The sequence below is a fragment of the Klebsiella sp. 2680 genome (assembly GCF_900198535.1).
Classification (GTDB): Bacteria; Pseudomonadota; Gammaproteobacteria; order Enterobacterales; family Enterobacteriaceae; genus Klebsiella; species Klebsiella indica.
In genome coordinates this window covers 84,030-110,147 of sequence record NZ_FZNJ01000004.1, presented here as the reverse complement: position 1 = coordinate 110,147, position 26,118 = coordinate 84,030, and the positions used below count along the sequence as shown (strand labels likewise).

Below are 26,118 nucleotides of genomic sequence, written 5' to 3'. Positions count from 1 at the left end.
CATCATTCGGAAAAAATGTGCGTACCTTATCGAGGGCCGGTTTTTTCATGATGCTCAGATCTGTTTCTGACAGATTTGCTTTTCATTCCAGCCACCTGGCTTGCGCATGCTCATGGGGATGCTGTTTGTTGCCGCCTGAATACCGACTGAATGATTTTATGTATAGTTTGATCCCTCTCGCAAAATGAAATATTTCTTCTGTATTTCTATTTAATGAAAAAAATGTTTGCCTATAATCCAACAGTATTCCTGTGACGTTAACGATTTCCCTGAGTCATTAATCGTATCACTGTACAGGCTGTACAGGGCAAACGCGCTAACCCACACAACAAATACTGAAATATAAGGATTAGGCAACATGGGCAGACTGAGACTGACAACGGCGCAGGCGCTGGTTAAGTTCCTGGATAATCAGTACCTGGACGTCGATGGTGAAGAGCATAAATTCGTGCAAGGTATCTTTGCTATCTTTGGCCACGGCAACGTTCTGGGGCTGGGACAGGCCCTGGAGCAAGATAGCGGTGAAATGCGGGTCTATCAGGGGCGTAACGAGCAAGGGATGGCGCATGCTGCGACGGGTTTTGCCAGACAGTCTTTACGCCGTCAGATTATTGCCTGCACCTCCTCCATCGGCCCCGGTGCGGCGAACATGATTACCGCCGCCGGCACCGCGACCGCCAACCGTATTCCTCTGTTATTGCTGCCCGGCGATGTGTTTGCCACTCGCCAGCCCGATCCGGTTTTACAGCAAATTGAACAGAGCCATGATCTGAGTATCAGCACCAACGACGCGTTTCGTGCGGTGAGCAAATACTGGGATCGCATTACCCGCCCGGAACAATTGATGAGCGCCTGCATCAACGCCATGCGCGTGCTGACCGACCCGGCGGAAACGGGCGCGGTGACCCTGTGCCTGCCGCAGGATGTTCAGGGTGAAGCCTGGGATTATCCCGCGTCTTTCTTTACCCGTCGTGTACACCGTCTCGACCGTCGCCCGGTTAGCGCCGTGCAGCTGGCGGACGCGGTTGCCGCAATTAAATCCAGCCGTAAACCGCTGATTGTTTGCGGTGGCGGGGTGAAATATTCCGGCGCAGGCGAGGCATTGACCCGTTTTGCCGAACGCTACGGTATCCCGTTTGCCGAAACCCAGGCCGGTAAAGGCACCGTGGTCTCTTCGCATCCGTTTAATGTGGGCGGCGTTGGTGAAACCGGGTGTCTGGCAGCCAACCTGCTGGCGAAAGAAGCGGATTTAGTTATCGGCCTCGGTACGCGGTTCAGCGACTTCACTACGTCGTCGAAATGGATTTTCCAGCATCCGGAAGTGCGTTTTCTCAATATTAACGTCAGCAATTTCGATGCCTGGAAACTGGACGGTATTCCAATGCTGGCCGATGCGCGTGAAGCCCTTACTGCCCTGGATGACGCCCTGTCCGGCGAAACCTGGCAGGCCGGGTGGGGCGAGCAGATTGAAAGCGTGCAGAGCCGTCAATTGAAAGAGACGCAGCGCGTTTATCAGGCGGTGTGGCAGGAAAAGTCTTTCGTACCGGAAATTGATGATCATCTGGATCGTGAGTCGGTGTATCGCGAATTCCGCCAGATAACCGATTCCACCCTGACACAAAGCAGCGTCCTCGGCGTGCTGAACGAAACCTTACCGTCCGACGCGGTGATTGTCGCGGCGGCGGGAAGTTTGCCGGGAGACCTGCAGCGCGTCTGGCGCAACCGGGCAACCAACACCTATCACGTGGAATACGGCTACTCCTGCATGGGTTATGAAGTCAGCGCTGCGCTGGGCGTCAAACTGGCTCAGCCCCAGAGTGAGGTTTACTCCCTGGTGGGCGACGGTTCGTTCATGATGCTGCACTCCGAGCTGGTGACCTCGCTGCAGGAGCGTACGAAGATCAACGTGATACTGCTCGACAATATGGCTAATGGCTGCATTAACAACCTGCAAATGGAACACGGTATGGACAGCTTCGGCACCGAGTTCCGTTTCCGTTGCCCGGAGTCTGGTAATTTGCAGGGTGGCCTGGTGCCGGTAGATTTCGCCACCGTCGCTGCTGGCTATGGCTGCAAAACCTGGCGCGTCACAACATTGGATGAACTGCGCCATGCGCTGGATGCCGCTCGCCGCGAAACCGTCAGCACCCTGATAGATATAAAAGTGCTGCCGAAAACCATGGTGCATAAATACGGCAGCTGGTGGAACGTGGGCGTCGCGCAGTCTGCACTGTCCGAGCGAATCCGCAATGTAGCCAAAATGATTAACGAAAAACGCGCTCAGGCGCGGGATTACTAAAACTGAGCACTAACCCTGAACCCTACAAATCTCGGGAGAAAGCCAACTATGCCACTTAAATTAGGTGTCATCGGCGCAGGCGCCATCGGTAAAGAACATATCCGTCGCTGCACTCAGGTACTACAGGGCGCCACCGTCGTGGCGGTTTCGGATATCAACGAAGCAAATGCACGCGCGGCGGTGGCGTTGCCGGGCGTCACGGCGGAAATTTATGCGGACGGTCACGACGTCATTAAGGCCAGCGATGTCGACGCTATCCTGGTCACCTCATGGGACCCGACCCACGAAGAGTATACGCTGGCCGCCATCGAGGCCGGTAAACCCGTGTTCTGTGAAAAGCCGCTGGCGATGACGGCGGAAGGCTGTCGCCGTATTGTCGATGCGGAAATGAAAGCGGGGCGCCGTCTGGTGCAGGTCGGTTTCATGCGGCCTTATGACGAAGGCTATCGGGCGCTGAAAAAAGTGATTGATGAGGGGGATATTGGTACGCCGCTGATGCTGCACTGCGCGCACCGTAACCAGTCAGTGGGGGAAAACTACACCACCGATATGGCGATCACCAATACCCTGATCCACGAGCTGGACGTTTTGCGCTGGTTGTTGAATGATGACTATCGTTCGGTACAGGTACGCTTCCCGCGTTCCACTTCATACGCCCATGAGGGGCTGAAGGATCCGCAGATCGTGTCGTTTGAAACCCGGAAAGGCACGCTGATTGATGTTGAAGTGTTCGTGAATTGCCAGTACGGCTACGACATCCAGTGCGAGGTTATTGGTGAAACCGGCATTGCCCGTCTGCCTGAGCCATCAGCCATACAGATGCGCAAAGCCGCAAACCTGTCAACCGCGATCCTGACCGACTGGAAAGACCGCTTTATCAAAGCGTATGACGTAGAGCTACAAGCTTTCATTAACGATGTTAAGGCTGGTCAACTGCAAGGCCCATCGGCCTGGGATGGCTATGCGGCATCGGTTGCTGCCGACGCCTGTATCAAAGCGCAGGGAACCTGCGAGCCGGTAGACGTCACGCTGCCTGAGTGCCCGGTATTCTACAAGCGCTAAGCGCGTTTTGCAGACAGATCTTTTTGCATAGGTAACGATGATGAAAATTGCTTTTGATGTTGATGTGATTAAAGACCTGGGGATTACTCAGATGGTTCACCAGGTAGCGGAGTGGGGATACAAGTACATTGAGCAATCTCCGCATCCCCAGATCAACCCTTTCTACAAGCACCCGCGTGCCAGCCGGGAAATCATGGCTGAGTATAAGCAGGCGCTGCGTGATACGGGTCTGGAACTCTCTTCCTTTATCTGCGTATATCGCTGGTCCGGTCCGGATGAAATGCGCCGTCAGGCGGCAGTCAAAAACTGGAAACGGCTGATCGAGATCGCGGTTGAAATGGGCGTGCAGGTAATCAACACCGAGCTTTCCGGCGATCCTAACCAGCCCGAGATCTGCGACGAGATGTTCTATCGCTCAATGGAAGAGTTGCTGCCAATTTTTGAACGCGAAGGCATCCGCGTTGAGATTCAGGCGCATCCGTGGGACTTCTGCGAGGAGAACGACGGAACGGTCGATCTCGTCAAGTCGTTCCGTAGCGATAACGTTAAATACGTGTACAGCGTTCCGCACACCTTCTTCTATGACAAAGGCGTCGGCGACGTTGAAAGAATGTTGCGCTATTGCGGGGACGACCTCTCCCACGTGCTGATCGCGGATACCCGCAACCATACAAAACATTGCCGCTATATCGTTAACCCGCCGGGCGTTGATGCCGTTGTGCACCAGCACGTGGGCGTAGGTGAAGGGGATGTTGATTTCGACACGTTGTTCCGCACTTTGCGCGATATGAAATTTGCCGAGCAGACCTTTAAGGTCGGCGGGGAGCCGATTGTCGCCACCTCGCTGTTCGGCTACCCGGAAAAAATGAAATTCCAGGCAGTGGAAACCCGTGAGCTTATCGAACGCGAATTACTGCGCAGATAAGGTGTTGAGGCAGGAGCCTTACTATGAACAAAGACAACGTGAAACTGGCTATCGCCCCGATTGGTTGGACCAACGACGATATGCCAGAGTTGGGTAATGAAAACACTTTCCAGCAAATCGTCAGCGAAATGGCGCTGGCGGGTTTTACCGGGAGTGAAGTCGGCAGTAAATATCCACGTGACCCGGCGGTATTGAAGCCGATGCTGGATATCCGCGGCATTCAGATTTGCAACGCCTGGTTTAGTACCTTTTTTGCCAACGGGCAGCGGGAAAAAACCATTGATGAATTTGTGAATCATATGAATTTTCTTCATGCCATGGGCGCGAAAGTAATCGGTTGTTCTGAGCAGAGTGGCAGCATCCAGGGGCTGGAAAAACCGATTCTTGGCAATGTGAAACCGTGTTTTAGCGAAGAAGAGTGGCAGCGGGTTGCGGAAGGTTACAACACCATCGGCCGTCTGGCGGCGGAAAAGGGTATGCAGGTTTGTCTCCATCATCATATGGGAACCGGTATCCAGACCACCGAAGAGATCGACAAGTTTATGTCGCTGGTAGATGACAAGGTCTTCCTGCTGTTCGATACCGGCCATGCCTGGTATTCCGAAGGCGGTGAGGAGCCGATGCTGGCGATTCTGAAAAAATATTTGTCGCGGATTAATCATGTGCACCTGAAAGACGTGCGTCCGCCGGTGATTGAACAGGTGCGTCGTGAAGGGCTCTCTTTCCTTGATGGGGTGAAGAAAGGGACCTTTACGGTTCCGGGCGATGGGGTGATTGATTTCCGCCCGGTGTTCAAATTATTGGACGATCATGGTTATAAAGGCTGGATGGTGGTCGAGGCCGAGCAGGATCCGGCGCTGGCCAACCCATTCGAATATGCGGTAAAAGCACGTAAATACATCCGTGAAACGGCAGGAATCTAATCGTTGTTTCATTTCAGGCCACAGCGTGCTGTGGCCTGCTTTTTCCACTTTCCTCTCAGTGGAATAAAACTCCTGGGCACTCGCTATCTCTCCAGTCATCAATATCGTACAGTTTTTCTTCTCGCAGCCAGTCTGAACGGCGGTATATGTCTCGCACCGAGCTCACCACAACCTTTAGAACAGAACGGTTATTTTGTGATCGAGATTAAAAAATACGCACTTCCGGCTTCCTTACCATTTACCTTTTCTTTGCTGGCGGCATAGTATGATCGTTAAATAAAAGAACATGGTTCTATAATATAGAACAAAATGATTCAGCAAGGGGATCTCATGCAGCAAACCATGCAGTTCTCAGGGATTATTCCGCCTGTTTCGACTATTTTTACCGCCGATGGTCAGTTCGATGAAGTGGGTACCGCCGCGTTGATTGATGACATGATTTTCGCTGGCGTTGACGGCCTGTTCATCCTCGGCAGCGGCGGGGAGTTCTCTCAGCTTAATGTCGATGAGCGTAAAACCATTGCCACCTTTGTCATTGGTTATGTGGATCGGCGGGTGCCGGTGTTGGTTGGCACCGGTGGCACTAACGCCCGGGAAGTCATCGAACTTAGTCATCACGCACAGGAAGTGGGAGCCGACGGGATTGTGGTCATCAACCCCTATTACTGGAAAGTTTCTGAACACAATCTGATTCGTTATTTTCAGCAGGTGGCTGATTGCGTGACTCTGCCGGTGGTGCTGTATAACTTTCCGGCGTTAACAGGCCAGGATCTGCCTCCTGAGTTGGTAAAAACGCTGGTGGATTCGCGACGTAATATTGTTGGCATCAAAGACACTATCGATTCGGTAGCTCACCTGCGCAGCATGATCAAAACGGTCAAATCGGCGCACCCACACTTCTCGGTACTTTGTGGTTACGATGACCACCTGTTTAACACTCTGCTGCTTGGCGGTGATGGGGCGATCTCTGCCAGCGTCAATTTTGCGCCGCAGATATCAGTGAAGCTGTTGCAGGCTTTCCGCGATGGCGATCTGGCGCAAGCGGTACACTATCATCAGACGCTGTTGCAAATCCCGCGAATCTATCAACTGGATACACCGTTCGTTAACGTGATTAAAGAGGCGATCGTCATGTGCGGTCGCCCGATTTCGACACACGTACTCCCCCCGGCCTCTCCGCTGGATGAAGTGCAAAAGATGCAGCTTAAAGCGCTGTTGCAACAGCTTAGACTCTGCTAAACCGGAATAATAAGATGGCGATAGAGAAGATATTCATTTCCCAGGATGATGCCTTTTATGCGGTCATCACTCATGCATCCGGACCACAGGGCGTGCTGCCACTGACGCCGCAAATGCTGATGGAATCGCCGAGCGGTAATCTGTTTGGCATGACGCAAAACGCCGGCATGGGCTGGGATACCAACAAGCTTACGGGGAAGGAGGTGTTGATTATTGGTACCCAAGGGGGAATTCGCGCCGGTGATGGTCGCCCGGTGGCGTTAGGTTATCATACCGGGCACTGGGAAATCGGCCTACAGATGCAGGCGGCGGCAAAAGAGATAACGCGCAATGGCGGCATTCCGTTCGCCGCTTTTGTCAGCGATCCGTGCGATGGACGATCTCAGGGTACCCATGGGATGTTCGACTCCTTGCCGTACCGCAACGACGCGGCGATTGTGTTTCGTCGTTTGATCCGTTCGTTGCCGACGCGTCGGGCGGTGATTGGTGTCGCCACCTGTGACAAAGGCCTACCGGCGACGATGATCGCGCTGGCGGCGATGCACGATCTACCGACCATTTTGGTACCCGGTGGGGCAACGCTGCCGCCAACCTTTGGCGAAGACGCTGGAAAGGTACAGACTATTGGCGCACGCTACGCCAACCATGAATTGTCGTTGCAGGAAGCCGCTGAACTCGGCTGTCGTGCCTGTGCCTCGCCGGGCGGCGGCTGCCAGTTCTTAGGCACAGCGGGTACCTCGCAGGTTGTGGCGGAAGCGCTCGGGCTGGCGCTGCCGCACTCGGCGTTGGCGCCATCAGGGCAGGAAGTGTGGCTGGAAATCTCGCGCCAGTCGGCACGAGCGGTAAGCGAACTGGATAATCTCGGCATCACCACTCGCGATATTTTGAGCGATAAAGCGATCGCAAACGCGATGGTAATCCATGCGGCGTTTGGCGGTTCGACCAATCTCCTGTTGCACATTCCCGCTATTGCTCATGCTGCAGGCTGCACGATTCCTGACGTTGAACAGTGGACACGTATAAATCGAAAAGTTCCGCGTCTGGTCAGCGTGCTACCGAATGGACCGGACTACCACCCGACGGTACGCGCTTTTCTCGCCGGTGGAGTGCCGGAAGTGATGCTGCATTTGCGAGGTCTGGGCCTACTGCATCTGGATGCGATGACAGTGACTGGTCAGACGGTGGGTGAAAATCTTGACTGGTGGCAAGCTTCCGAACGACGTGTGAAATTTCGCCAGTGTCTGCGCGATCAGGATGGAGTCGATCCGAATGATGTGATCCTCCCCCCGACCCGTGCAAGGGCTAAAGGACTTACCTCGACGGTTGCCTTCCCTGTTGGCAATATTGCTCCGGAAGGAGCGGTGATCAAAGCCACGGCGATCGATCCGACTGTGGTGGATGAGGATGGTGTGTATCGTCATACCGGGCCTGCGAGGATATTTGTTTCTGAAGCGCTGGCGATCAAAGCGATCAAAAACGGCGAGATCGAACAGGGAGACATTATGGTAGTGATTGGTGGTGGGCCGTCCGGCACTGGCATGGAAGAGACCTACCAGCTTACCTCGGCGTTGAAGCACATCTCATGGGGAAAAACGGTATCCTTGATTACCGATGCCCGTTTCTCCGGGGTTTCGACCGGTGCCTGTTTTGGTCATGTCGCTCCGGAGGCGCTGGCGGGCGGGCCGATCGGTAAACTGCGCGATGACGACATTATTGAGATTGTAGTCGATCGTTTTGCTTTAACCGGCAGCGTTAATTTCATCGGCACAGTGGAAAAGCGATTGACGGTGGAAGAGGGGGGGATGGAATTAGCGGCGAGACCTCTCCATCCTGACCTGCATGCTCATGACTGTTTACCCGACGATACTCGCCTGTGGGCGGCTTTGCAGTCGATTAGCGGTGGTACATGGAAAGGCTGCATATATGATACTGATAAAATTATTGAGGTGATTAACGCCGGTAAAAAAGCCCTTGGACTTTAAATAAATTTAAGTTTTTCTCGCTTGTGTGAAATATTTCGCGGGCCGTTTTTTTATGTCTTAAATAAGCCAAATTCCATTTTCTTATATGTTTGTAATTAGCTAAAAATAAAAGATAAAAATATTTTTTATTTGTGTTTAATGTCGATGGAAATCACAAAAACTAAATAACATAATTCATAAGTAAAAAATGACCATTGCCGTAAAAAGGAACAACTCCGTACACTGAAATAACACGAAAACGTGAATTAAGCACACGTATCATGGGTGTATTCCTGATTCTTCAGCGGCTATTTATTGCTTTTTTCAGGTCCCTGACGTTTGCACGATATCCACTCTCTGGATCGGGGATAAATATGCAATTAACTATGAAAGATAAAATCGGGTACGGGCTGGGCGATACTGCCTGCGGGTTTGTCTGGCAGGCAACGATGTTTCTGCTGGCTTATTTTTACACCGACGTATTCGGCCTGTCCGCCGGCATTATGGGTACGCTGTTTTTAATTTCCCGCGTTCTGGATGCCGTCACCGATCCGCTGATGGGACTGCTGGTGGACCGTACCCGTACTCGCCACGGTCAGTTTCGTCCGTTTCTGCTGTGGGGGGCGATTCCATTTGGGGTCGTCTGTATGCTCACCTTCTACACGCCGGATTTTTCTGCGCAGGGGAAAATTATTTATGCCTGCGTGACCTATATTCTGCTGACGCTGGTTTATACCTTCGTCAACGTGCCCTACTGCGCGATGCCGGGAGTAATTACCGCCGATCCAAAAGAGCGCCATGCGTTACAGTCGTGGCGTTTTTTCCTTGCGGCGGCAGGTTCGCTGGCGATCAGCGGCATAGCGCTGCCGTTGGTGAATATTATCGGTAAAGGTAACGAACAGGTCGGTTATTTTGGCGCGATGTGTGTGCTGGGACTGGTCGGCGTGGTACTGCTTTACGTCTGCTTTTTTACCACCAAAGAGCGTTACACCTTTGAGGTACAGCCAGGGTCGTCGGTGGCGAAAGATCTCAAGTTGCTGTTCGGTAACACCCAATGGCGAATTATGTGTACCTTCAAAATGATGGCGACTTGCTCCAACGTTGTGCGCGGTGGGGCAACGTTATACTTCGTGAAATATGTGATGGATCATCCAGAAATGGCGATGCAGTTCCTGCTTTATGGCAGCATCGCTACTATGTTCGGTTCGCTGGCCTCGTCACGCCTGTTGGGCCGCTTTGACCGGGTAAAGGCTTTTAAAGCGATTATCGTCGTCTATTCGCTGATAAGCCTGCTTATTTTCGTTACTCCTGCTGAGTACATTGCGCTGATTTTCGCTCTCAATATTGTTTTCCTGTTCATCTTTAACACCACTACGCCACTGCAGTGGCTGATGGCTTCCGATGTGGTCGACTATGAAGAGAGTCGTAGCGGGCGGCGTCTCGATGGTCTGGTGTTCTCTACTTACCTGTTCAGTCTGAAAATTGGCCTGGCTATTGGCGGCGCGGTGGTGGGCTGGATTCTGGCATATGTGAACTACTCCGCGAGCAGCAGCGTACAGCCGGTGGAGGTTTTAACCACCATTAAAATCCTGTTCTGCGTGGTGCCTGTGGTGCTCTACGTTGGCATGTTCATCATGCTTTCATTTTATAAATTGACCAATGCCCGCGTTGAAGCCATCAGCCAGCAATTACGTAAGCATCGTGAGGAGCCGAAAGAGGCTATTTCTGCCGCGACCACTGCGACGTCAAATTAATGAGGAGGCAATATGTACACCATTACTAACCCTATTCTGACCGGGTTTAACCCGGACCCATCGCTGTGTCGCCAGAATGAGGATTATTACATCGCAACCTCCACCTTCGAGTGGTTTCCGGGGGTACGCATTTATCACTCGCGGGATTTGAAAAACTGGTCGCTGGTGAGCGCACCGCTGGATCGCGTGTCGATGCTGGATATGAAAGGCAACCCTGATTCCGGCGGCATTTGGGCACCATGCCTGAGCTATGCCGACGGGTTGTTCTGGCTACTGTATACTGATGTGAAAATCGTCGATTCGCCATGGAAAAATGGTCGTAACTATCTGGTGACCGCACCATCGATTGAAGGGCCGTGGAGCGAGCCCGTTGCGATGGGCAACGGCGGCTTCGACCCATCGCTGTTTCATGATAGCGATGGTCGAAAATACTATATTTACCGACCATGGGGGCCGCGTCACCACAGCGATCCGCACTGTACCATCGTGCTACAGGAGTATTTTCCGCAAACCAGGACCCTGTCTAAAACGCGCAAAACTTTGTTTACCGGTACGGCGCTGCGTTATACCGAAGGGGCGCACCTTTATCGCAAGGATGGCTGGTATTATCTGCTGGTCGCTGAGGGAGGTACCAGTTACGAACACGCGGTGGTTGTGCTCAGGGCGAAAAATATTGACGGGCCGTACGAACTGCACCCGGACGGGACAATGATGACCAGTTGGCATCTGCCGGAGAACCCGTTACAGAAAAGCGGCCACGGATCGCTGCTGGAGACGCATACTGGCGAGTGGTATATGGCCTATCTTACTAGTCGTCCGAAGCGTTTACCCGGCGTGCCGCTGCTGGCCTCCGGCGGTCGTGGTTACTGTTCACTGGGACGAGAAACCGGAATTGTGCGCATCGCCTGGCATGACGGTTGGCCGTCCGTGGAAGGAGGAAAACACGCCCAATTGACCGTGCCGGGGCCGCAAATGGTTGAAAGTCGTGCGGCTGCGGTGGTGAACTGGCGAGATGACTTCAATGGCCCGACACTCAATCCAGAGTTGCAAACTCTGCGTATTCCGTTTGATGACACGCTGGGCTCCCTCAGCGTGCGGCCGGGATTTTTACGTCTGTACGGTAATGACTCGCTCAACTCTACCTTTATCCAGTCCACGGTGGCGCGGCGCTGGCAGCATTTCGCCTTTCGCGCCGAAACACGGATGGAGTTCGCCCCGGAAAACTTCCAGCAGAGCGCCGGATTAACCTGTTATTACAACAGCAAAAACTGGAGCTACTGTTTTGTTGACTATGAAGAAGGGAAGGGGAGAACTATTAAAGTATTGCAACTTGACCATAACGTACCGTCGTGGCCGCTGCACGAACAACCCATTGCAGTGCCGGACGAGACGCGGAGCGTGTGGCTGAGGGTTGACGTTGACCATCTTATCTATCGCTACAGCTACTCGTTTGACGGTGAGCAATGGCAAACTGTGCCGGTGGAATATGCAGCCTGGAAGTTGTCGGATGATTACATCGGCGGACGCGGATTCTTTACCGGTGCTTTTGTTGGCTTGCACTGCGAGGATATTAGCGGTGATGGTTGCTACGCTGATTTTGACTACTTCAGTTACCAACCGGTCATCGAGTAAATCCTCAGGCCGGGTAGCCCAGCGCTTTCGACAACTGGCGCCCGGCCTCTTCCAGCAATCCGCGGTAGCGGGCCAGCTCGTCGTCATCGACACGGGAGGTTAACGTTGACAGGCTCAGCGCTGCAATAACGCGAGATTCATGGTTCCACACCGGCACTGCTACGCAGCGTACGTCTTGTTCATTCTCTTCGCAATCCAGCGCATAACCCTGGACGCGGGTTTGTGCCAGCGTCGCCAACAGATCTTCGCGGCAGGTAATTGTTGCTGGAGTGAACGATGTGTACTGATAGCCTTCCAGCAGAGTATTCAGCTCTGTCTCGCTTAGCCAGGCAATCAATATCTTGCCGATAGCCGTCGCATGGATCGGTAAACGACGACCGATACGTGAGTAGGCAATGGCGGCAAGCCTGCCTTCAATTTTCTCGATATAAACGCCTTCGCGTCCGTCAAGAATACCAAGATGGGTGGTCTGTCCGGTGCGTTGCGAGAGTTCCGTCAGCCAGCGTTTCGCCTTCTGACGAATGTCTATGCTGCTTACCACAAAGTTGCCGCGCTCTACTAGCTTCATGCCCAGGCGGTATTTGTCGTTTTCCGGGTTCTGGTCGATATAGCCGTATAACTGTAAAGTTTTGAGTAGCGAATGGAGGGTGCTTTTACTCAGGCCCATCTGTTTGCTGATGTCGGTGATTTTGAGTTCCGTAGCCTGTTCATTAAACAGATCGAGGATCGTCAGTGCACGTTCAACAGACTGAATAATAGGCATAATGCATGACCGCTCACGCTGGGGGGGAGGGAAGATGAAAAAGTACCTTTTTTACGTTGAAAAATCAAACGGCTGGGGCAGAAAGGACGAGTGATATCATCTTGTACTGGCCTGTAGCACCAGTCAGCGAGGTACGATCGGGGAGATTCACGGCGGCGAGTAACCTCCCAATTCACGCCGTGACTGAACGCGCTCCCCACCTCATCGCGGTGTACCGTCTGAGGAGAAAATGCTTACTTCACTTCCGCCAGGGCAGTCTTATCCACGTAGGGTTTCATCAGCGCGTCGGCCTCTTTCTGTGCCGCCTGTGCCGCCGCTTCCGGAGTGACTTTAGCATCGTTCATCACCGCGGCCAGCTGGTTTTCCATCGCTTTACGCACGGCGACAGTCTCCCAGGTGGCGTACCACGGATGCGCATACTTCAACTGCTCAAGAGCGATCGCCGCGCGCGGATCCTGCTGCAAATAGGCCTTCATTTCGGGCGTATCGTAGGCGGCTTTACGCGGTGAGAAATAGCCAGTAAAGCGGCTCCAGGCCCCGTTAACCTGCGGGCTGACCAGATACATCAGGAACTGATACGCGGCTTTTTTCTGCGCGTCGTCGATCCCCTTAAAGCTCACAAGGCTGGCGCCGCCGATCGGCACCGCGCGCTGTTCTTTGGCCGGCAGCATCGCCACGCCGAGTTCAAAATCTTTGCTGTTCTCGCGCATAAAACCCAGCGCGCCGGTGCTGAGCATCGCCATTCCGACTTTACCGGAGAAGAAACTGGCGCTGATCTGTTTCGAGTTCAGCACGCCGGAGGGCATCACTTTGTCTTTATAAATCAGGTTCTGCCAGAAGCGCAGGGCACCGATAGTGGTCGGCGTGTTGTAATACACTTCGCCCGGATAATCCTCGTTAAAGTATTGCCCGCCGTTGGCCCGCACCAGCGCTGAGAAGATCCAGCCGCCGTAATCATCGTTAGTTGACGGCAGCATGATCCCCCATTGCCCTTTACTCGCGTCGGTCAGCTTTTTGGCGTCCGCCAGCAGCTCGGCCCAGGTCTGGGGCGGCTGTTTGATCCCGGCCTGATCGAACATGGTTTTGTTGTAGTAAAGGATTGGCGTCGAATTATGGAACGGGATCGCATAGGTGGTGCCCATCACCTGGGCATTTTTACGCATTGCCGGCCAGAACGCCTGCTGCAAAAAATCCCCCGCTTTTTGATTGCCATAACGGAACAGCTCGTCCATCGGCAGGATCTCATCTTTTAGCGCCAGATCGGTGGTGAAGTTAGCGGACATAATTACCAGCGCGGGCGGTTGTCCGGCCTTTTGCGCCGATTCGGCTTTGATTTTGGTGGTATCGTAGTTGCCGGTAAAGATTCCGCGCACTTCGACATCCTGCTGCGACTCGTTGAAGGCCTTAATGATGCGGGTCATCTCCATGGTCAGCTTGCCATCCACCGGCGCCGGAAACATGAAGTCAATTTTCTCTTTTGCCAGCGCCACGCCGCTGAGAGCGAGGCTTAGCCCAACCGCAAGAGCCGTGAGAGGTTTAAACATGATTAATCTCCTGGAGTAAGCGCCTGATGCACAGGCGTTAAATTATGCTGTTTCTCAGCATGAAAAAGATGAATATCGTCGGGCGAAAAGCCGAGAAGCAGGGCGTCGCCTTTCTCCGGCACCGCTCCGCGATGGCGACGGCTAAAGCGTAAGGTGCCGATAGGGGTGCTGACGTGGAGCAGATAATCGGCTCCCATCAGTTCTCGTTGCAGCACGGTGGCGGGCAGGCGCAGATGGCTCTCTTCCACGCGATCGCTGATATGTTCCGGACGAATACCTAACCAGACGCGGGATTCTTCCCGGTAGCCCGGCGGTAGCGGGTGACGTTGTTCGCCAAGGAGTACCTGACCGTCGGCGCAGGGCAGCGACAGCAGATTCATCGCCGGGGAGCCGATAAAACCGGCGACAAACAAATTGGCCGGATTCGCGTAGAGATACTCCGGGCGTCCGACCTGCTGTACGTGACCGCCGTTCATCACCACAATACGGTCAGCCATCGACATCGCTTCCGTCTGGTCATGGGTGACGTAGATGGTGCTGATGTTGAGCTGCTGGTGGAGGTCCATAATGCTGTCGCGTACTTCGCTGCGCAGGCGGGCATCAAGGTTGGAGAGCGGCTCATCCATCAGGAACAGGCGCGGGTTGCGCACAATTGCCCGTGCCATCGCCACCCGCTGCCGCTGACCGCCGGAAAGCTTCGCCGGTTTGCGGTCCAGCAGGTTTTCCAGTTGCAGCATCTGCGCCACTTTCTCCACCCGCGGCTGCCAGCTGGTTTTATCCTCTTTTCTCACCTTCATGCCGAAGGTGATGTTGTCGCGCACCGACAGATGTGGAAACAGAGCATAGTTCTGGAAAATCATCGCAAAATTACGCTCTCTGGGCGACATTTCGCTGATGTTCTCATCATATAGCCAGATTTCCCCCGCGCTGACCGGCTCCAGCCCGGCGATCAGGCGCAGCAGGGTGCTTTTGCCGCAGCCGGACGGGCCGACCAGCACCACGAATTCACCGTCGTGAATATCCAGCGACAGGGCGCTGAGGGCCGGTTTACCGTCAAATTGTTTACTGATGTTTTGCAGACTAAGCATGGTGATTAGCGATCTTCCGTTGGGCAACTGATATGTTCGTCGTACATCCACGGCCCGGCGTAATGAGTCAGCGGATGTTGATAGCTCACCCACCGATCGCCCACCTGGCGATGCATCAGGCATGACGCGGGGGAGAGGTCGTAATACGGGCGCGTATCTTCGTGAAAATAGGGGACCTGGTGGACGGTTCCCGGAATGGTGGAGATGATGGCCTGGCGATATTGAGTCATGGTCAGACTGTGGTTATGGCCGCAAAAAATGCGCGTCAGCGACGGGAAACGTTCAACCAGCGCCAGCAGACGGTGGCCGTTCTCGCAGGCGATGGGGTCCATCTGCGCGTTGCCCAGCGGCAGCGGCGGATGATGCATAAACACCGTCGCCGGTTTGTCGCCGCCATCAAATAGCTGCGCTTCCAGCCATTTGATGGTGTCGTCCGTTAGCCAGCCTTTCGACGTCCCCGTCCGGCTGGAGTCGATAAACAGCAGGCGAGTGGCAAAATCGTCTACCGCATAATGCATATTTTGCGCATCGTTACCGAGCAGCGGACACAGGGGATGCAGATATTCCAGAAACAGTTCTTTATCGTCGTGGTTGCCGGGAATGAGATAGCGTGGATAGTTGAGGTTGCCGAGGATCTGCCGGGCGACCTGATACTCTTCCGGGCGACCGCAGTTGACGATATCTCCGCTTACCACCACCGCGTCCGGGCGCTCCTGCAGGGCATTAAGCTGGGAGACCACATCGGCGTTGGCGGCGTTGACATCAATAAAACCGTATAGCTTCCGGCCGTGGCTGCGGAAATGGGTATCGGAAATTTGCGCGAGCAGCATGAATAACTCCTTATTTGATCCCGGCGAAACCGAAGCTTCGCAGGAACTGTTTCTGGAAAAGAATGAACGCCAGCATCAGCGGCAGGCAGACCATTAGCGTTCCGGCGCCGATGGTGCCCCACTGGCCGCCGGATTCCGCGCCCATGGCGAAGGAGACCAGCCCCACGGTCAGTACCTGTTTATCCGGGTCGTTAAGCATCATCAGCGGCCACAGATACTCGTTCCAGTGGTAGGTAATGCTGACGGTGGCGAAGGCCAGCACCGAAGGCCATGACATCGGCAGCAGCACGCGGAACAGCACCTGCCACCAGCGACAACCCTCCATCAGCGCCGCCTCTTCCAGCTCTTTGGGAATGGCGAGAAACGCCTGACGCATCAGGAACACGCCGAACGCCGAGGTGAAATAGGGCATCATCACCCCGGTGAGAGTATTGAGCAGGCCGAAGGTTTTCAGGGTCAGCATGTTCGGCACCATCATCACTACCGGCATGATCATCAACTGCACGAGGAACAGCAGAAACAGCGTCTTTTTGCCGCGGAACTCGTGGCAGGCGAAGACGTATCCGGCGGTGGTGATGGTCAACAGCTGTACGCAAAAGGTGCCGAAGGCGAAGATAATGGTGTTGGCATAGAGGTTCAGCCAGTCGGCGCTGGCCCAGGCATCGCGAAAGTTATCCAGCGTCAGCGGCAGCCTGGGCAGCAGGGATGCCATATCTTCGCCGAAGGTTGTGGCGCTGAATGAGGTCGCCAGCATCCACAAAAACGGGCTTATCCACAGCAGCGCCAGGCAGCACATTAATACCGTCACGGTAAAGGGCTGCGAGCGGCGCAGGCGCAGCCACAGCGGGCGCGATGCGCGCTGCGAACGTAGTACCAGCGGTGAGATTTCAGCGCTCATAATGCGCTCCTTTCTCCAGCAGTTTGAGGTTAATCAGCGAGAAGGCGAACAGCCCGGCCAGGGTCAGGAAAGTGGCGGCGGAGGCTTTACCTAAATCGTGGGTGTCCCAGGCGAGGTTCTGAATGTAGTAAAGCAGTACGGTAGTGGCGTTATCCGGACCGCCACGGGTCATCACCGCTACGTGGTCAATCTGGGTAATGGAGTAAATCAGCGCCGTGGTGATCACGAAGCTGAGCGTCGGGCGCAACAGCGGCAGAGTGACGTTAAAAAAGACCTGCGTGCGGGTGGCCCCTTCCATGATCGCCGCCTCGCGGGTTGACGCCGGGATGCTTTGCAGCCCGGCAAGGAAAAACAGCATGTAGTAACCGGCGAACTTCCACACGCCAATGAGCGCCAGCGCCAGTAGCGCACTGTTGCTGCGTCCCAGCCAGTTGTTGTTCATCGGGCCGAACAGCTTCGCGAGGTAATGGTCCAGCAGTCCGAGACCGGGCATAAAGATAAACAGCCACAGCGCGGCGGCGCTGACCATCGGGATAATCATCGGGAAAAAGAACGCGGTGCGCAGCCAGCGATTCACGCGGTGATTTTCGGCCAGAGCGACCGCCAGCAGCAGGGCGAGAGTGACGCCCGGCACCACCGTCAGCAGGATATAGAGCAGATTATTAACCAGCGACTGCCAGAAGACGTCATCGGCAAACAGGCGGGCGAAGTTTTCCAGTCCGACATACTGGCCGCCATCGCTGGCCATTCGGGTATCGAACAGGCTGTCATACACCGAACGCCCCAGCGGCAACCAGGTAAACAGTAATAAAAACAGCAGGGAAGGCGACAGTATCATCCAGGGGAGCCAGTATTTTCTCATGGCGGCAGATGTCTCGTACAGGCGTTTGTAGAAGCCCGGATTGTGAAAAGGAATGACTGCAAAGGTATGGCAGAGAGATGACGGTTTAATGAACGAATCAGATATGCCGGGCAGAGGGGCAGCCCGGCATGGGGATGAGCGTATCGCCTAAATTATTTGCCTCCAGGCAACCTGCGCATTGCCTGAAGCATAGACGGGAGCGTCAGAAATCGGCTTTTAGCACCACACGATAGCGGGCCTTGCCCTCGCGAACGTGCTTCAGCGCGTCGTTGATTTGCGACATCGGGAACAGCTCAGTGGTCGGCGCGACTTTGCTACGCCCGGCAAATTTCATCAGCTTGCGCAGCTCAGACGGGTTGCCGGTGGCTGAGCCGGAGATGCTGCGGTCGCCGCCAATCAGGGTAAAGGCGGAGACCGGGAACGGCTTCATCACCACGCCGACGGTATGGAAGTTGCCGCCGTAAGCCAGCGCGGCAAAGTACGGTTGCCAGTCGAGGTCGACGGCGACGGTGTTGATGATCAGGTCGAACTGACCGGCGAGCGCTTTTAAGGCGTCAGGATCGCGGCTGTTCACCACTTTATCGGCGCCCATCGCTAGCACTTCTTTCTCTTTTGCCGGGTTAGAGCTGAACGCGGTAACTTCACATCCCATCGCATGCAACAGCTTGATGGCGATATGACCCAGCCCGCCAATGCCAATCACCCCGACGCGGCTGGTGGCGGTGACATGGTGCATCAGCAGCGGTTTAAACACCGTGATACCGCCGCACAGCAGCGGGCCGGCGGATTCAATATCGATACTTTCCGGAAGCGGGATCACCCACTGCCAGTCGGCGCGTAGCTTATCGGCAAAGCCGCCGCGGTTAGTGATGGTTGGTACCGTTCCTTCCAGGCAGTTAATCTGATTGCCGCTGATACAGGCATCACAGTGCCCGCAACTGCGCGCCGTCCAGCCGATGCCCACCTTCTGGCCGATTTTCAGTCCTTTATTCTGCGCCGCATTGCCCAACGCAGCCACGCGACCAATCACCTCGTGACCGGCTACCAGCGGATAGCTCGACATACCCCATTCGTTGTCGATCATCGACAGGTCGGAGTGGCAGATGCCGCAGTATTCCACCTGTACTTCGACATCTTCCGGCTTGAGATCGCCGGCATCGTACTCCCACAGCGACAGATCGGCCCCCGCTTCTTTGGCGGCGTAACTTTTAATTTTGCTCATCACAGTTTCCTTGGGTTTGGCGTGGTTAAGAAGGAAGTGTAGAGCATACGGCGGGCGGGTGCTGAAAGAAGGTGGAGCAGGAGAATGGGAAAACGGGCGCTTAAAGAAGCTAAGGCACTGAACAGATGAAAAATTCATCACTTGATGGCTGGAGGACGTAACGTTGCTTGCATGGCAGCGTATGACAGGTATAATCCACAACGTTTCCGCATCCCCTTCAGTGCCGAAGTGGCGAAATCGGTAGACGCAGTTGATTCAAAATCAACCGTAGAAATACGTGCCGGTTCGAGTCCGGCCTTCGGCACCAATCAAGTCTTTTTTTTCGTCTACTAAAGTCTATTTACGTACACAAAATCAATAAGTTAGATATCCTGCCTCTTGTTTCAGGTCTATTAAAGTCTACTGTCGTATATCAACATCTACCAACAAATGATGGTATAACTGTTGGTAGCTTCGGTTCGATTGAAATTGATACCAACAAGGGGAGGGGGATCTATGGCTCTTACTGATATCAAAGTCAGAACAGTTAAGCCTGCAGACAAACCTTTCAAACTTACCGATGGTGAGGGGATGCACCTGTTGGTTAACCCCAATGGCTCAAAATACTGGCGTCTTCAATATCGTTTTAGTGGCAAACAGAAGATGCTGGCGTTAGGGGTTTATCCAATGGTTTCATTGGCAGAGGCTCGTAAGAGGCGCGATGCCGCAAAGAAACTGGTATCTGATGGTATCGATCCCTCTCAAAAGAAAAAAGAGGACAAGATTGAAGAAAGCGGAGCACTAACCTTTGAGGCTGTAGCAAGAGATTGGCATGCATCCTGTAGCAAAAAATGGTCTGAGTCCCATAGTGAGCGGGTGCTTAAAAGCTTAGTGGATAATCTTTTCTCTGCGTTAGGTAAACGTAAGATTTCGGAACTGAAGACTCGGGATCTACTCGCTCCAATTAAGGTAGTAGAGGCGAGTGGGCGATATGAAGTAGCTTCGCGTCTTCAACAGCGAACGACCGCAATCCTACGTTTTGCCGTACAAAATGGTCTACTTGATTATAATCCAGCTCAAGATATGGCTGGCGCAATAGCTGTAGCTAAACGAGTACACCGCCCAGCGCTTGATTTCGAACGCCTTCCCGAATTGCTTGATCGTATCGAATGCTTTAAAGGTCGAAAGTTGACTAAATTAGCAGTGAAACTAACACTGTTGGTATTCATACGTTCAAGTGAACTGCGTTTTGCAAGATGGGAAGAAATCGATTTTAAAAATGCGCTTTGGACGATACCTGCACAACGAGAACCTCTGAAGGGCGTAAAGCACTCGCATCGTGGTTCTAAAATGCGTAGCCCTCATCTTGTACCTCTAAGCCGTCAGGCACTGAAAATATTAGAAGAGATAAAACAAATCAGTGGGGATTACGAGTTGGTCTTCATTGGTGATCACCAGCCGGATAGGCCGATGAGTGAGAACACTGTTAACAAGGCCCTGCGCTCAATGGGTTACGACACTAAAACGGAAGTTTGCGGACACGGGTTTAGGGCGATGGCTTGTAGTGCGTTGATCGAATCAGGTTTATGGTCAAGGGATGCTGTTGAGCGACAAATGAGCCATCAGGAGCGTAACAACGTCCGCGCCGCTTACATCCATCTTGCTGAGCATCTTGATGAGCGGAGGCTAATGCTTCAGTGGTGGGCTGATTTCTTAGAGCAAAACATCATTAAAAGCATCAAACCATTTGAATATAAAAAATGGGCAGTGAAGTTGAATGCCTCCTAACAGACCATCGATTTCACATCTTCTAAATGATACCGATACTGTTTTTATATACAGTTTGTAGCTACGCAATCGTAACGATGGTATCATCTAAAACATTTGACTAGTTTAAAGTAGGCATCAGTAAGCAATGGCACTGAAAATGAAAGGTAAAAACAAAAAGTTTACAATGAACTCCTTCTTTGCAGGGATTGGAGGATTTGATTTAGCGTTTGAAAATGCCGGTTTTACTACCAATTTTCAGTGTGAGTTGAATAAATTCTGTGTGCGCATACTCGAAGAGCATTGGCCAGATGTTCCTCGCTACGGTGATATCCAGTCACTTGATGCAAAGGATATACCAGATGCCTCAGTTTGGTGTGGTGGTTTTCCATGCCAAGATGTATCCGTCGCAAGAGGCTCAAAGGGGCGATTGGGTCTCAAGGGGAAAAACTCTGGACTGTTTTTCCCATTTATCAATCTGATTGAAGCTAAAAGGCCACAAGTTGTTCTGCTAGAAAATGTTACGGGGTTGTTGTCGTCGCATAATGGGCAAGATTTTCGTGTTATTTTGGAGCGACTAACATCATTAGGCTATGTAGTCAGTTGGCGGGTGATGAATAGTCGATTTTTTGGTGCACCACAATCTCGTCCAAGGGTTTTTATTTGTGCGGCATTGAACAATAGTTCAGTCGCGATTAGTTCTTTATATGAAAAAGATAAAGGCAAACACTTAAAAAATATTAGAGAAGGTTTCCTGAATATAAGTGCCTGTGAAGTAAGCGGTGCCAGAGTCGCTGATGTAGCATATTGCCTTGCTGCTACATCTGGTAGACATACAGGAACTGACTGGAGTAGAACTTATATATCCTATGAATCCTCTGTGAGAAGGATGACTCCAAAGGAGTGTGAAGGCGTCCAAGGTTTCCCTATTAACTGGACTCTACCTTTATATTCTACAAGCAAGTCTGAAGATATTGATAGCGAAAGATATCACGCATTAGGTAATGCAGTAGCAGTTCCCGTTGTTGAGTGGATAGCTAAAAGGCTATTCACTGCATTGAAGAATAACGATATTGTCGAAAATGAAGTGGCTAGATCCGAAAGCATTGAAAATGTAATGAATAATCATCCTGATATAAAAGTAGAGAATGGAAGAAAGCAAGCGCTATCAGAATTACATTTTGACACTTTGGACAAAAACAAAAAACTTCGCTGGCTTTCAGGTGGAATTGCTTTCGGAAATATTTGTTATGATTTCAAAGTGCCTGATGCACCCTCTAAGCCTAAGCTGGAAAAATTGATTTCAGTAATTGAGAAGGTGAGCGTGGATGATAAATATTTTATTAGCGCAAACGCCGCTGAGGGTATATTGCGTAGAGTAGACAGTCAGAATCGTAAGTTATTCCCTCCATTACATGAAGCTCTTTTGAAACTAAGTAAAAAGAAAAGTGTTGCTTAAGAGTGGATCAAATATTAACTGGAGTTAGAGATGGAATTTTTAGTTATCAGACTTGGAAAAGATAGTGTTTCTGATATAAAAAAATTGGATAGCATAAAAAATGGGTTAGAACAACCATTTTCTTTTTTCTTCAAATGCAAACAAGTTGAAGAGAAGATCTTTACCTCATTCAAGAATAATATCAGTTTATATTGTTTTATTTATCTTGGCTCTGATAACAACAAAGGCATTGCGACAACTTGGGTTAAGGGAATTAGGGCAATCGCAAAACTTGAAGCGCTGGATGGCTGGTATGATTTTCAGTCGGAATGTATCTTAACGCTCAGGGTTTTATCTGTATTTCCGGAGAGCTATGATAAATTTAAATTTTTAGAAGATAGCCCGGAACAATATAAAAAATTTAGTAATTATCCAGTTATTGGACTTAATAGCTCAAGAAATAACTCAGTCCAACTTGTTCATGAAGGGTACAGGGAAAATACAGGTGCCTTAATTAATGCGATTTTAGAGTTATATCCCAATTTTAGGCTAGATGTAGTCAGAAATGCTCCTGAATTGCTTTATCTCTTTGATCAGGAATCACATGATGTTGTGGAGGGATATGACGATGAAAGCAGAGATAACTCTAAAAGCGTTGGCTGGGGTGAAGACTACCCTTTAAATACAGTTTTGGTTAGGAACGAAATAAGAACAATTGCAGAAGTCATTAAACGTATTGAAAATAATAGATATAAATTAGATCCTGATTTTCAAAGGGATTTTATATGGTCAGAGGAAAAACAGTCCAAACTGATTGAGTCATGCTTGATGCGGATTCCTCTGCCTGTTTTTTATGTTGCTGAGGATAAAGATGGGAAAATCATCGTCGTTGATGGTTTGCAGAGGCTCACAACTTTCAAAAACTATTTAAGTGATAAGTTTTCTTTAAGCTATTCAAACTCAAATGGGCTTAATGAACATGCAACATTTTTAGGTAAAAAATTCAGTGAATTACCTATTAAATTGCAAGAGCGAATTGAAGATACTCAGCTAATTTTTTATATCCTAGATGAGAAAGCCCCTGAACGGGCAAAACTAGATATTTTTGAACGGGTTAATGGCGGCGAGCCTATAAGTCGTCAGCAAATGAGAAATTGTCTTTTTAGTGGGCCCGGAACGATTCTGCTGAAAAAAATTGCTGCTAGTGAGGATTTTATCCGAGTAACAGGGAAGGGTCTAGATTCGAAAACAATGCGTGATCGAGAAGTTATTAACAGATTTTATGCTTTTTATCTTCTGGGATATGAGTCGTATAATGGTGATATGGATGATTTCCTAGCTAAAGCATTGTTAATAATGAATAAAATGGATGTTGTTGAATTAAATGAACTGAAAGAAGTGTTTTTTAAAACATTAAAAAATAACTATACATTGTTCCAACAACACGCCTTTCGAAAATCGTTAGCAAATAAAGGCCTAGCGGTAAACCGATCGGTAATTAATATATCTTTATTTGACGTTTTTTCTGTGATTTTGGCAGGCTTAGATGAGCAATTTGTTGTTGAAAATAAAAATATTTTGGTAAATAAATTTACAGAGTTATTATCTGATTCTTCCTTTGATGATGCTGTTACTATTGGTACGAATAGTAGAAGTAAAGTTAATACGCGCTTTCAATTAGCGAATGAAATTTTATGGGGGGTGGAAAAATGAATTATATAAAAATAAATGGCTTCAAATGTTTTGATGAAGTATTTTTGTCCCTATCCAACTTAACGTTATTGACGGGGTTTAATGCTGCAGGTAAGTCATCTCTTATCCAATCTATTTTATTAATGGCGCAGGCAATAAAATATGGGAATAATGCCCCTGAAATATTATTGAATGGTCCTCTTGTTAATTTAGGATTGCCATCTGATGTATTTCATCAATCAAAAAATGACAAAGAAGAAGATGCTAAAATATCTTTTTCTTTTGAGTTTGATGATTTTAAAGTTGCATGGGATTTCAAATATCCAAAAAAAAAGAATTATCCGGTTCTGGCATTATCTGAAATATCATATAATGATATAGAGAATAAAATAATAAATATTAGTGATGCAAAAAAACTACTTCCGGAAGAGATAAAAGAGAAAGTAAAAGAGTTTGATAGTCTTGTCTACATTAGTGCTTGCCGATTAGGTGCAGTTGAAATTTATCCAATACCTTCAGATTTCAAATATTCTGATACTAACGTAGGAGTACAAGGTGAGTATGCTGCATGGCTAATGGAGCAGAATAAGGACGAAGATATTTTAGTATCTCGATGCCATGACTCTGATTCTGCATTAACACTAAGACGACAAGTAAATGCATGGTTAAAATATATCTTACCTAATGCAGAAGCAGATACTAGAAATATAGATAAAGCTTCATTAGTGCAGTTATTTTTTAGGAATGACGGCATCAGCGAGTGGAGAAGACCTGCAAATATTGGTTATGGGCTTACTTATGTATTTCCTATAATAATAGCGGGACTATTGGCTAAAGAAGGTCAAATATTAGTCATCGATAGCCCAGAAGCTCATTTGCATCCATTGGGACAGTCAAGGATTGGTGAGTTTTTATCTAAAATGGCAAACTCGGGAGTGAAAGTAATCATTGAAACTCACAGTGATCATATATTAAATGGTGTTAGGTTATCTGTAAATAATCGCGTGATTAGCTCTGACAAAGTAGGGATACATTTCTTCGAAAAGAATAACAGTGATAATAAAACAAGAATTGTTTCACCGCAAATTGACAGCCACGGTAATTTAAGTGAATGGCCTGACGGATTTTTTGATCAATCCGATAAAGATTTAGGTAAGTTAATTGGATGGTAATATGATGAAATGTTATTTGAATGAATTATCACTATCAGGACAATTCAATTCACCTGAGCTATTCATTGAGCATTTAAAAAAAATACTTTCAATCAAAGATAAATATTCAAATTTCTTTAAGAATTTCTATTGTCCAAGAGGGCTTCCTGAAGCAAAAGTATCTGGTGAATCATCATTCCGAGATGCAGTTGTAGCTACTCGGGATAAAAATTTTGTTCGTAAAGTGATTCTCTGGCTCGATCGCCATGGGCCATTTGTCGATTCGGAAAATATAGATCCCGAACATCCATTTATTCATGAAATGAATGGTATGGACATAACTGGAACTTCATTAGCTACGGTCACTGAGTTAACACATTTCAGAGATACTGTTAGTGTGTATAGTTTTGATGCTTCAGAACCAGATTTCTCATATTCACCACTTATAATGCAATATTATTATAATGATATAATAAATAGTGTGGAAGTTGAAAATATCTGGGATGTAAATGATTTAGAAAAAATAGCAGAAAAGTATGAGCAGGAATCATTTGTTTATCCAGATTCTTGGGATGGTTTCCTGAAATATGTCACAGAGAAATTTCCATTCGTTAGATTTTCAACTAATGCAATAGAGGTTTTGAATAAACAGCAATTTAATAATGTCGCTTGTGAAAGAGGGATATTTTTGACATCTATACTTAACGAATATGTAGAAAGTAGAAATGCTGATGGAACATACTCGGAAAGGACAAATGTTATATTAAAGGATTACTTTTCTGGGAGTAGGGCATTGTTCACTGATGAATCATCAACAAATAAAGATGTTTTCAAAAGTGATATGACGTTTACTATCGATGGAGCTAAGGTTCTATGTTCATGGCATGGTAAAATTAGTTTTAGAGTATTTAGAATGCATTTTAATTACCCGATAAAAAATAGTGATAAAGTTATCGATGTTGTTTATTTTGGTCCTAAATTAACAAAGCATTAAAATGCCACAGGGCTTTAATTAAAGCCCTGTGTTTGTTGATGATTGGCTCTTTTTTTTATTTGGTCTTTTATTTCTTTCGTTAATGCATTCATTTT

20 protein-coding genes and 1 tRNA gene are annotated in these 26,118 nt (G+C 49.9%); 14 read left to right on the top strand and 7 right to left on the bottom strand.

Translation table 11 applies throughout. The features are described from left to right. Window positions 1-358 precede the first annotated feature (358 nt). From iolD to FN037_RS17685, 8 genes are all read left to right on the top strand, one after another. Window positions 359-2,299 (top strand): 3D-(3,5/4)-trihydroxycyclohexane-1,2-dione acylhydrolase (decyclizing), encoded by a 1,941-nt coding sequence (gene iolD, locus FN037_RS17720; protein ID WP_142502847.1) that lies wholly within the window; start codon window positions 359-361, stop codon window positions 2,297-2,299. A gap of 48 nt (window positions 2,300-2,347) precedes the next feature. Beyond that, window positions 2,348-3,361: a Gfo/Idh/MocA family protein gene (locus FN037_RS17715; RefSeq protein WP_142502846.1), complete on the top strand. Its 1,014-nt coding sequence runs from the start codon at window positions 2,348-2,350 to the stop codon at window positions 3,359-3,361. 40 nt (window positions 3,362-3,401) lie between these two features. Further along, window positions 3,402-4,286, top strand: a complete 885-nt coding sequence (locus FN037_RS17710; RefSeq protein WP_142502969.1) for a sugar phosphate isomerase/epimerase family protein — start codon at window positions 3,402-3,404, stop codon at window positions 4,284-4,286. 23 nt (window positions 4,287-4,309) lie between these two features. Next, window positions 4,310-5,209 (top strand): myo-inosose-2 dehydratase, encoded by a 900-nt coding sequence (iolE, locus tag FN037_RS17705; RefSeq protein WP_142502845.1) that lies wholly within the window; start codon window positions 4,310-4,312, stop codon window positions 5,207-5,209. Window positions 5,210-5,539: 330 nt separating this feature from the next. Continuing rightward, on the top strand, window positions 5,540-6,448 hold the full coding sequence (locus FN037_RS17700) for a dihydrodipicolinate synthase family protein (protein WP_142502844.1): 909 nt from the start codon (window positions 5,540-5,542) through the stop codon (window positions 6,446-6,448). Window positions 6,449-6,462: 14 nt separating this feature from the next. After that, on the top strand, window positions 6,463-8,430 hold the full coding sequence (locus FN037_RS17695) for a YjhG/YagF family D-xylonate dehydratase (RefSeq protein ID WP_138361617.1): 1,968 nt from the start codon (window positions 6,463-6,465) through the stop codon (window positions 8,428-8,430). 353 nt (window positions 8,431-8,783) lie between these two features. After that, window positions 8,784-10,163 (top strand): glycoside-pentoside-hexuronide (GPH):cation symporter, encoded by a 1,380-nt coding sequence (locus FN037_RS17690; RefSeq protein WP_138361616.1) that lies wholly within the window; start codon window positions 8,784-8,786, stop codon window positions 10,161-10,163. Window positions 10,164-10,175: 12 nt separating this feature from the next. Next, window positions 10,176-11,795 (top strand): glycoside hydrolase family 43 protein, encoded by a 1,620-nt coding sequence (locus FN037_RS17685; RefSeq protein WP_138361615.1) that lies wholly within the window; start codon window positions 10,176-10,178, stop codon window positions 11,793-11,795. 4 nt (window positions 11,796-11,799) lie between these two features. Here the strand turns inward: FN037_RS17685 and FN037_RS17680 are convergent, their stop codons facing one another. The 7 genes from FN037_RS17680 to FN037_RS17650 form a co-directional block, all read right to left on the bottom strand. Further along, window positions 11,800-12,558, bottom strand: a complete 759-nt coding sequence (locus FN037_RS17680) for an IclR family transcriptional regulator (RefSeq protein WP_138361614.1) — start codon at window positions 12,556-12,558, stop codon at window positions 11,800-11,802. Window positions 12,559-12,791: 233 nt separating this feature from the next. Then, window positions 12,792-14,102, bottom strand: coding sequence for an ABC transporter substrate-binding protein (locus tag FN037_RS17675; protein WP_142502843.1), 1,311 nt, complete (start codon window positions 14,100-14,102; stop codon window positions 12,792-12,794). Window positions 14,103-14,104: 2 nt separating this feature from the next. Further along, window positions 14,105-15,190 (bottom strand): ABC transporter ATP-binding protein, encoded by a 1,086-nt coding sequence (locus FN037_RS17670; protein ID WP_142502842.1) that lies wholly within the window; start codon window positions 15,188-15,190, stop codon window positions 14,105-14,107. 5 nt (window positions 15,191-15,195) lie between these two features. Continuing rightward, complete coding sequence (locus FN037_RS17665) at window positions 15,196-16,020, bottom strand: phosphodiesterase (protein WP_138361611.1); 825 nt, start codon at window positions 16,018-16,020, stop codon at window positions 15,196-15,198. A gap of 10 nt (window positions 16,021-16,030) precedes the next feature. Then, entirely contained in the window at window positions 16,031-16,918 is an 888-nt protein-coding gene (locus FN037_RS17660; RefSeq protein WP_138361610.1) for a carbohydrate ABC transporter permease, read from the bottom strand. Next, a complete protein-coding gene (locus FN037_RS17655; protein WP_142502841.1) occupies window positions 16,908-17,780 on the bottom strand; it encodes a carbohydrate ABC transporter permease in 873 nt (290 codons plus the stop codon). Before FN037_RS17655 ends, FN037_RS17660 begins: the two co-directional genes overlap by 11 nt. A gap of 202 nt (window positions 17,781-17,982) precedes the next feature. After that, on the bottom strand, window positions 17,983-19,002 hold the full coding sequence (locus FN037_RS17650; protein WP_142502840.1) for an NAD(P)-dependent alcohol dehydrogenase: 1,020 nt from the start codon (window positions 19,000-19,002) through the stop codon (window positions 17,983-17,985). Window positions 19,003-19,224: 222 nt separating this feature from the next. On the opposite strand from FN037_RS17650, the gene FN037_RS17645 reads away from it, so the two are divergent. The 6 genes from FN037_RS17645 to FN037_RS17620 all read left to right on the top strand — a co-directional run bounded on the left by FN037_RS17645 (window position 19,225) and on the right by FN037_RS17620 (window position 26,023). Then, window positions 19,225-19,309: transfer RNA gene (locus FN037_RS17645), tRNA-Leu, on the top strand. Window positions 19,310-19,497: 188 nt separating this feature from the next. Beyond that, a complete protein-coding gene (locus tag FN037_RS17640; RefSeq protein WP_142502839.1) occupies window positions 19,498-20,769 on the top strand; it encodes a tyrosine-type recombinase/integrase in 1,272 nt (423 codons plus the stop codon). A 139-nt stretch (window positions 20,770-20,908) separates the two neighbouring features. Next, window positions 20,909-22,207, top strand: a complete 1,299-nt coding sequence (locus tag FN037_RS17635) for a DNA cytosine methyltransferase (protein ID WP_000676850.1) — start codon at window positions 20,909-20,911, stop codon at window positions 22,205-22,207. Between the two features lie 30 nt (window positions 22,208-22,237). Beyond that, entirely contained in the window at window positions 22,238-23,899 is a 1,662-nt protein-coding gene (locus tag FN037_RS17630; RefSeq protein ID WP_102351110.1) for a DUF262 domain-containing protein, read from the top strand. Continuing rightward, window positions 23,896-25,050: an AAA family ATPase gene (locus tag FN037_RS17625; RefSeq protein ID WP_001760478.1), complete on the top strand. Its 1,155-nt coding sequence runs from the start codon at window positions 23,896-23,898 to the stop codon at window positions 25,048-25,050. Before FN037_RS17630 ends, FN037_RS17625 begins: the two co-directional genes overlap by 4 nt. Before the next feature lie 16 nt (window positions 25,051-25,066). Beyond that, the gene (locus FN037_RS17620; RefSeq protein ID WP_242399258.1) at window positions 25,067-26,023 is read left to right on the top strand and encodes a hypothetical protein; all 957 of its coding nucleotides are present in this window, start codon (window positions 25,067-25,069) and stop codon (window positions 26,021-26,023) included. Window positions 26,024-26,118 lie beyond the last annotated feature (95 nt).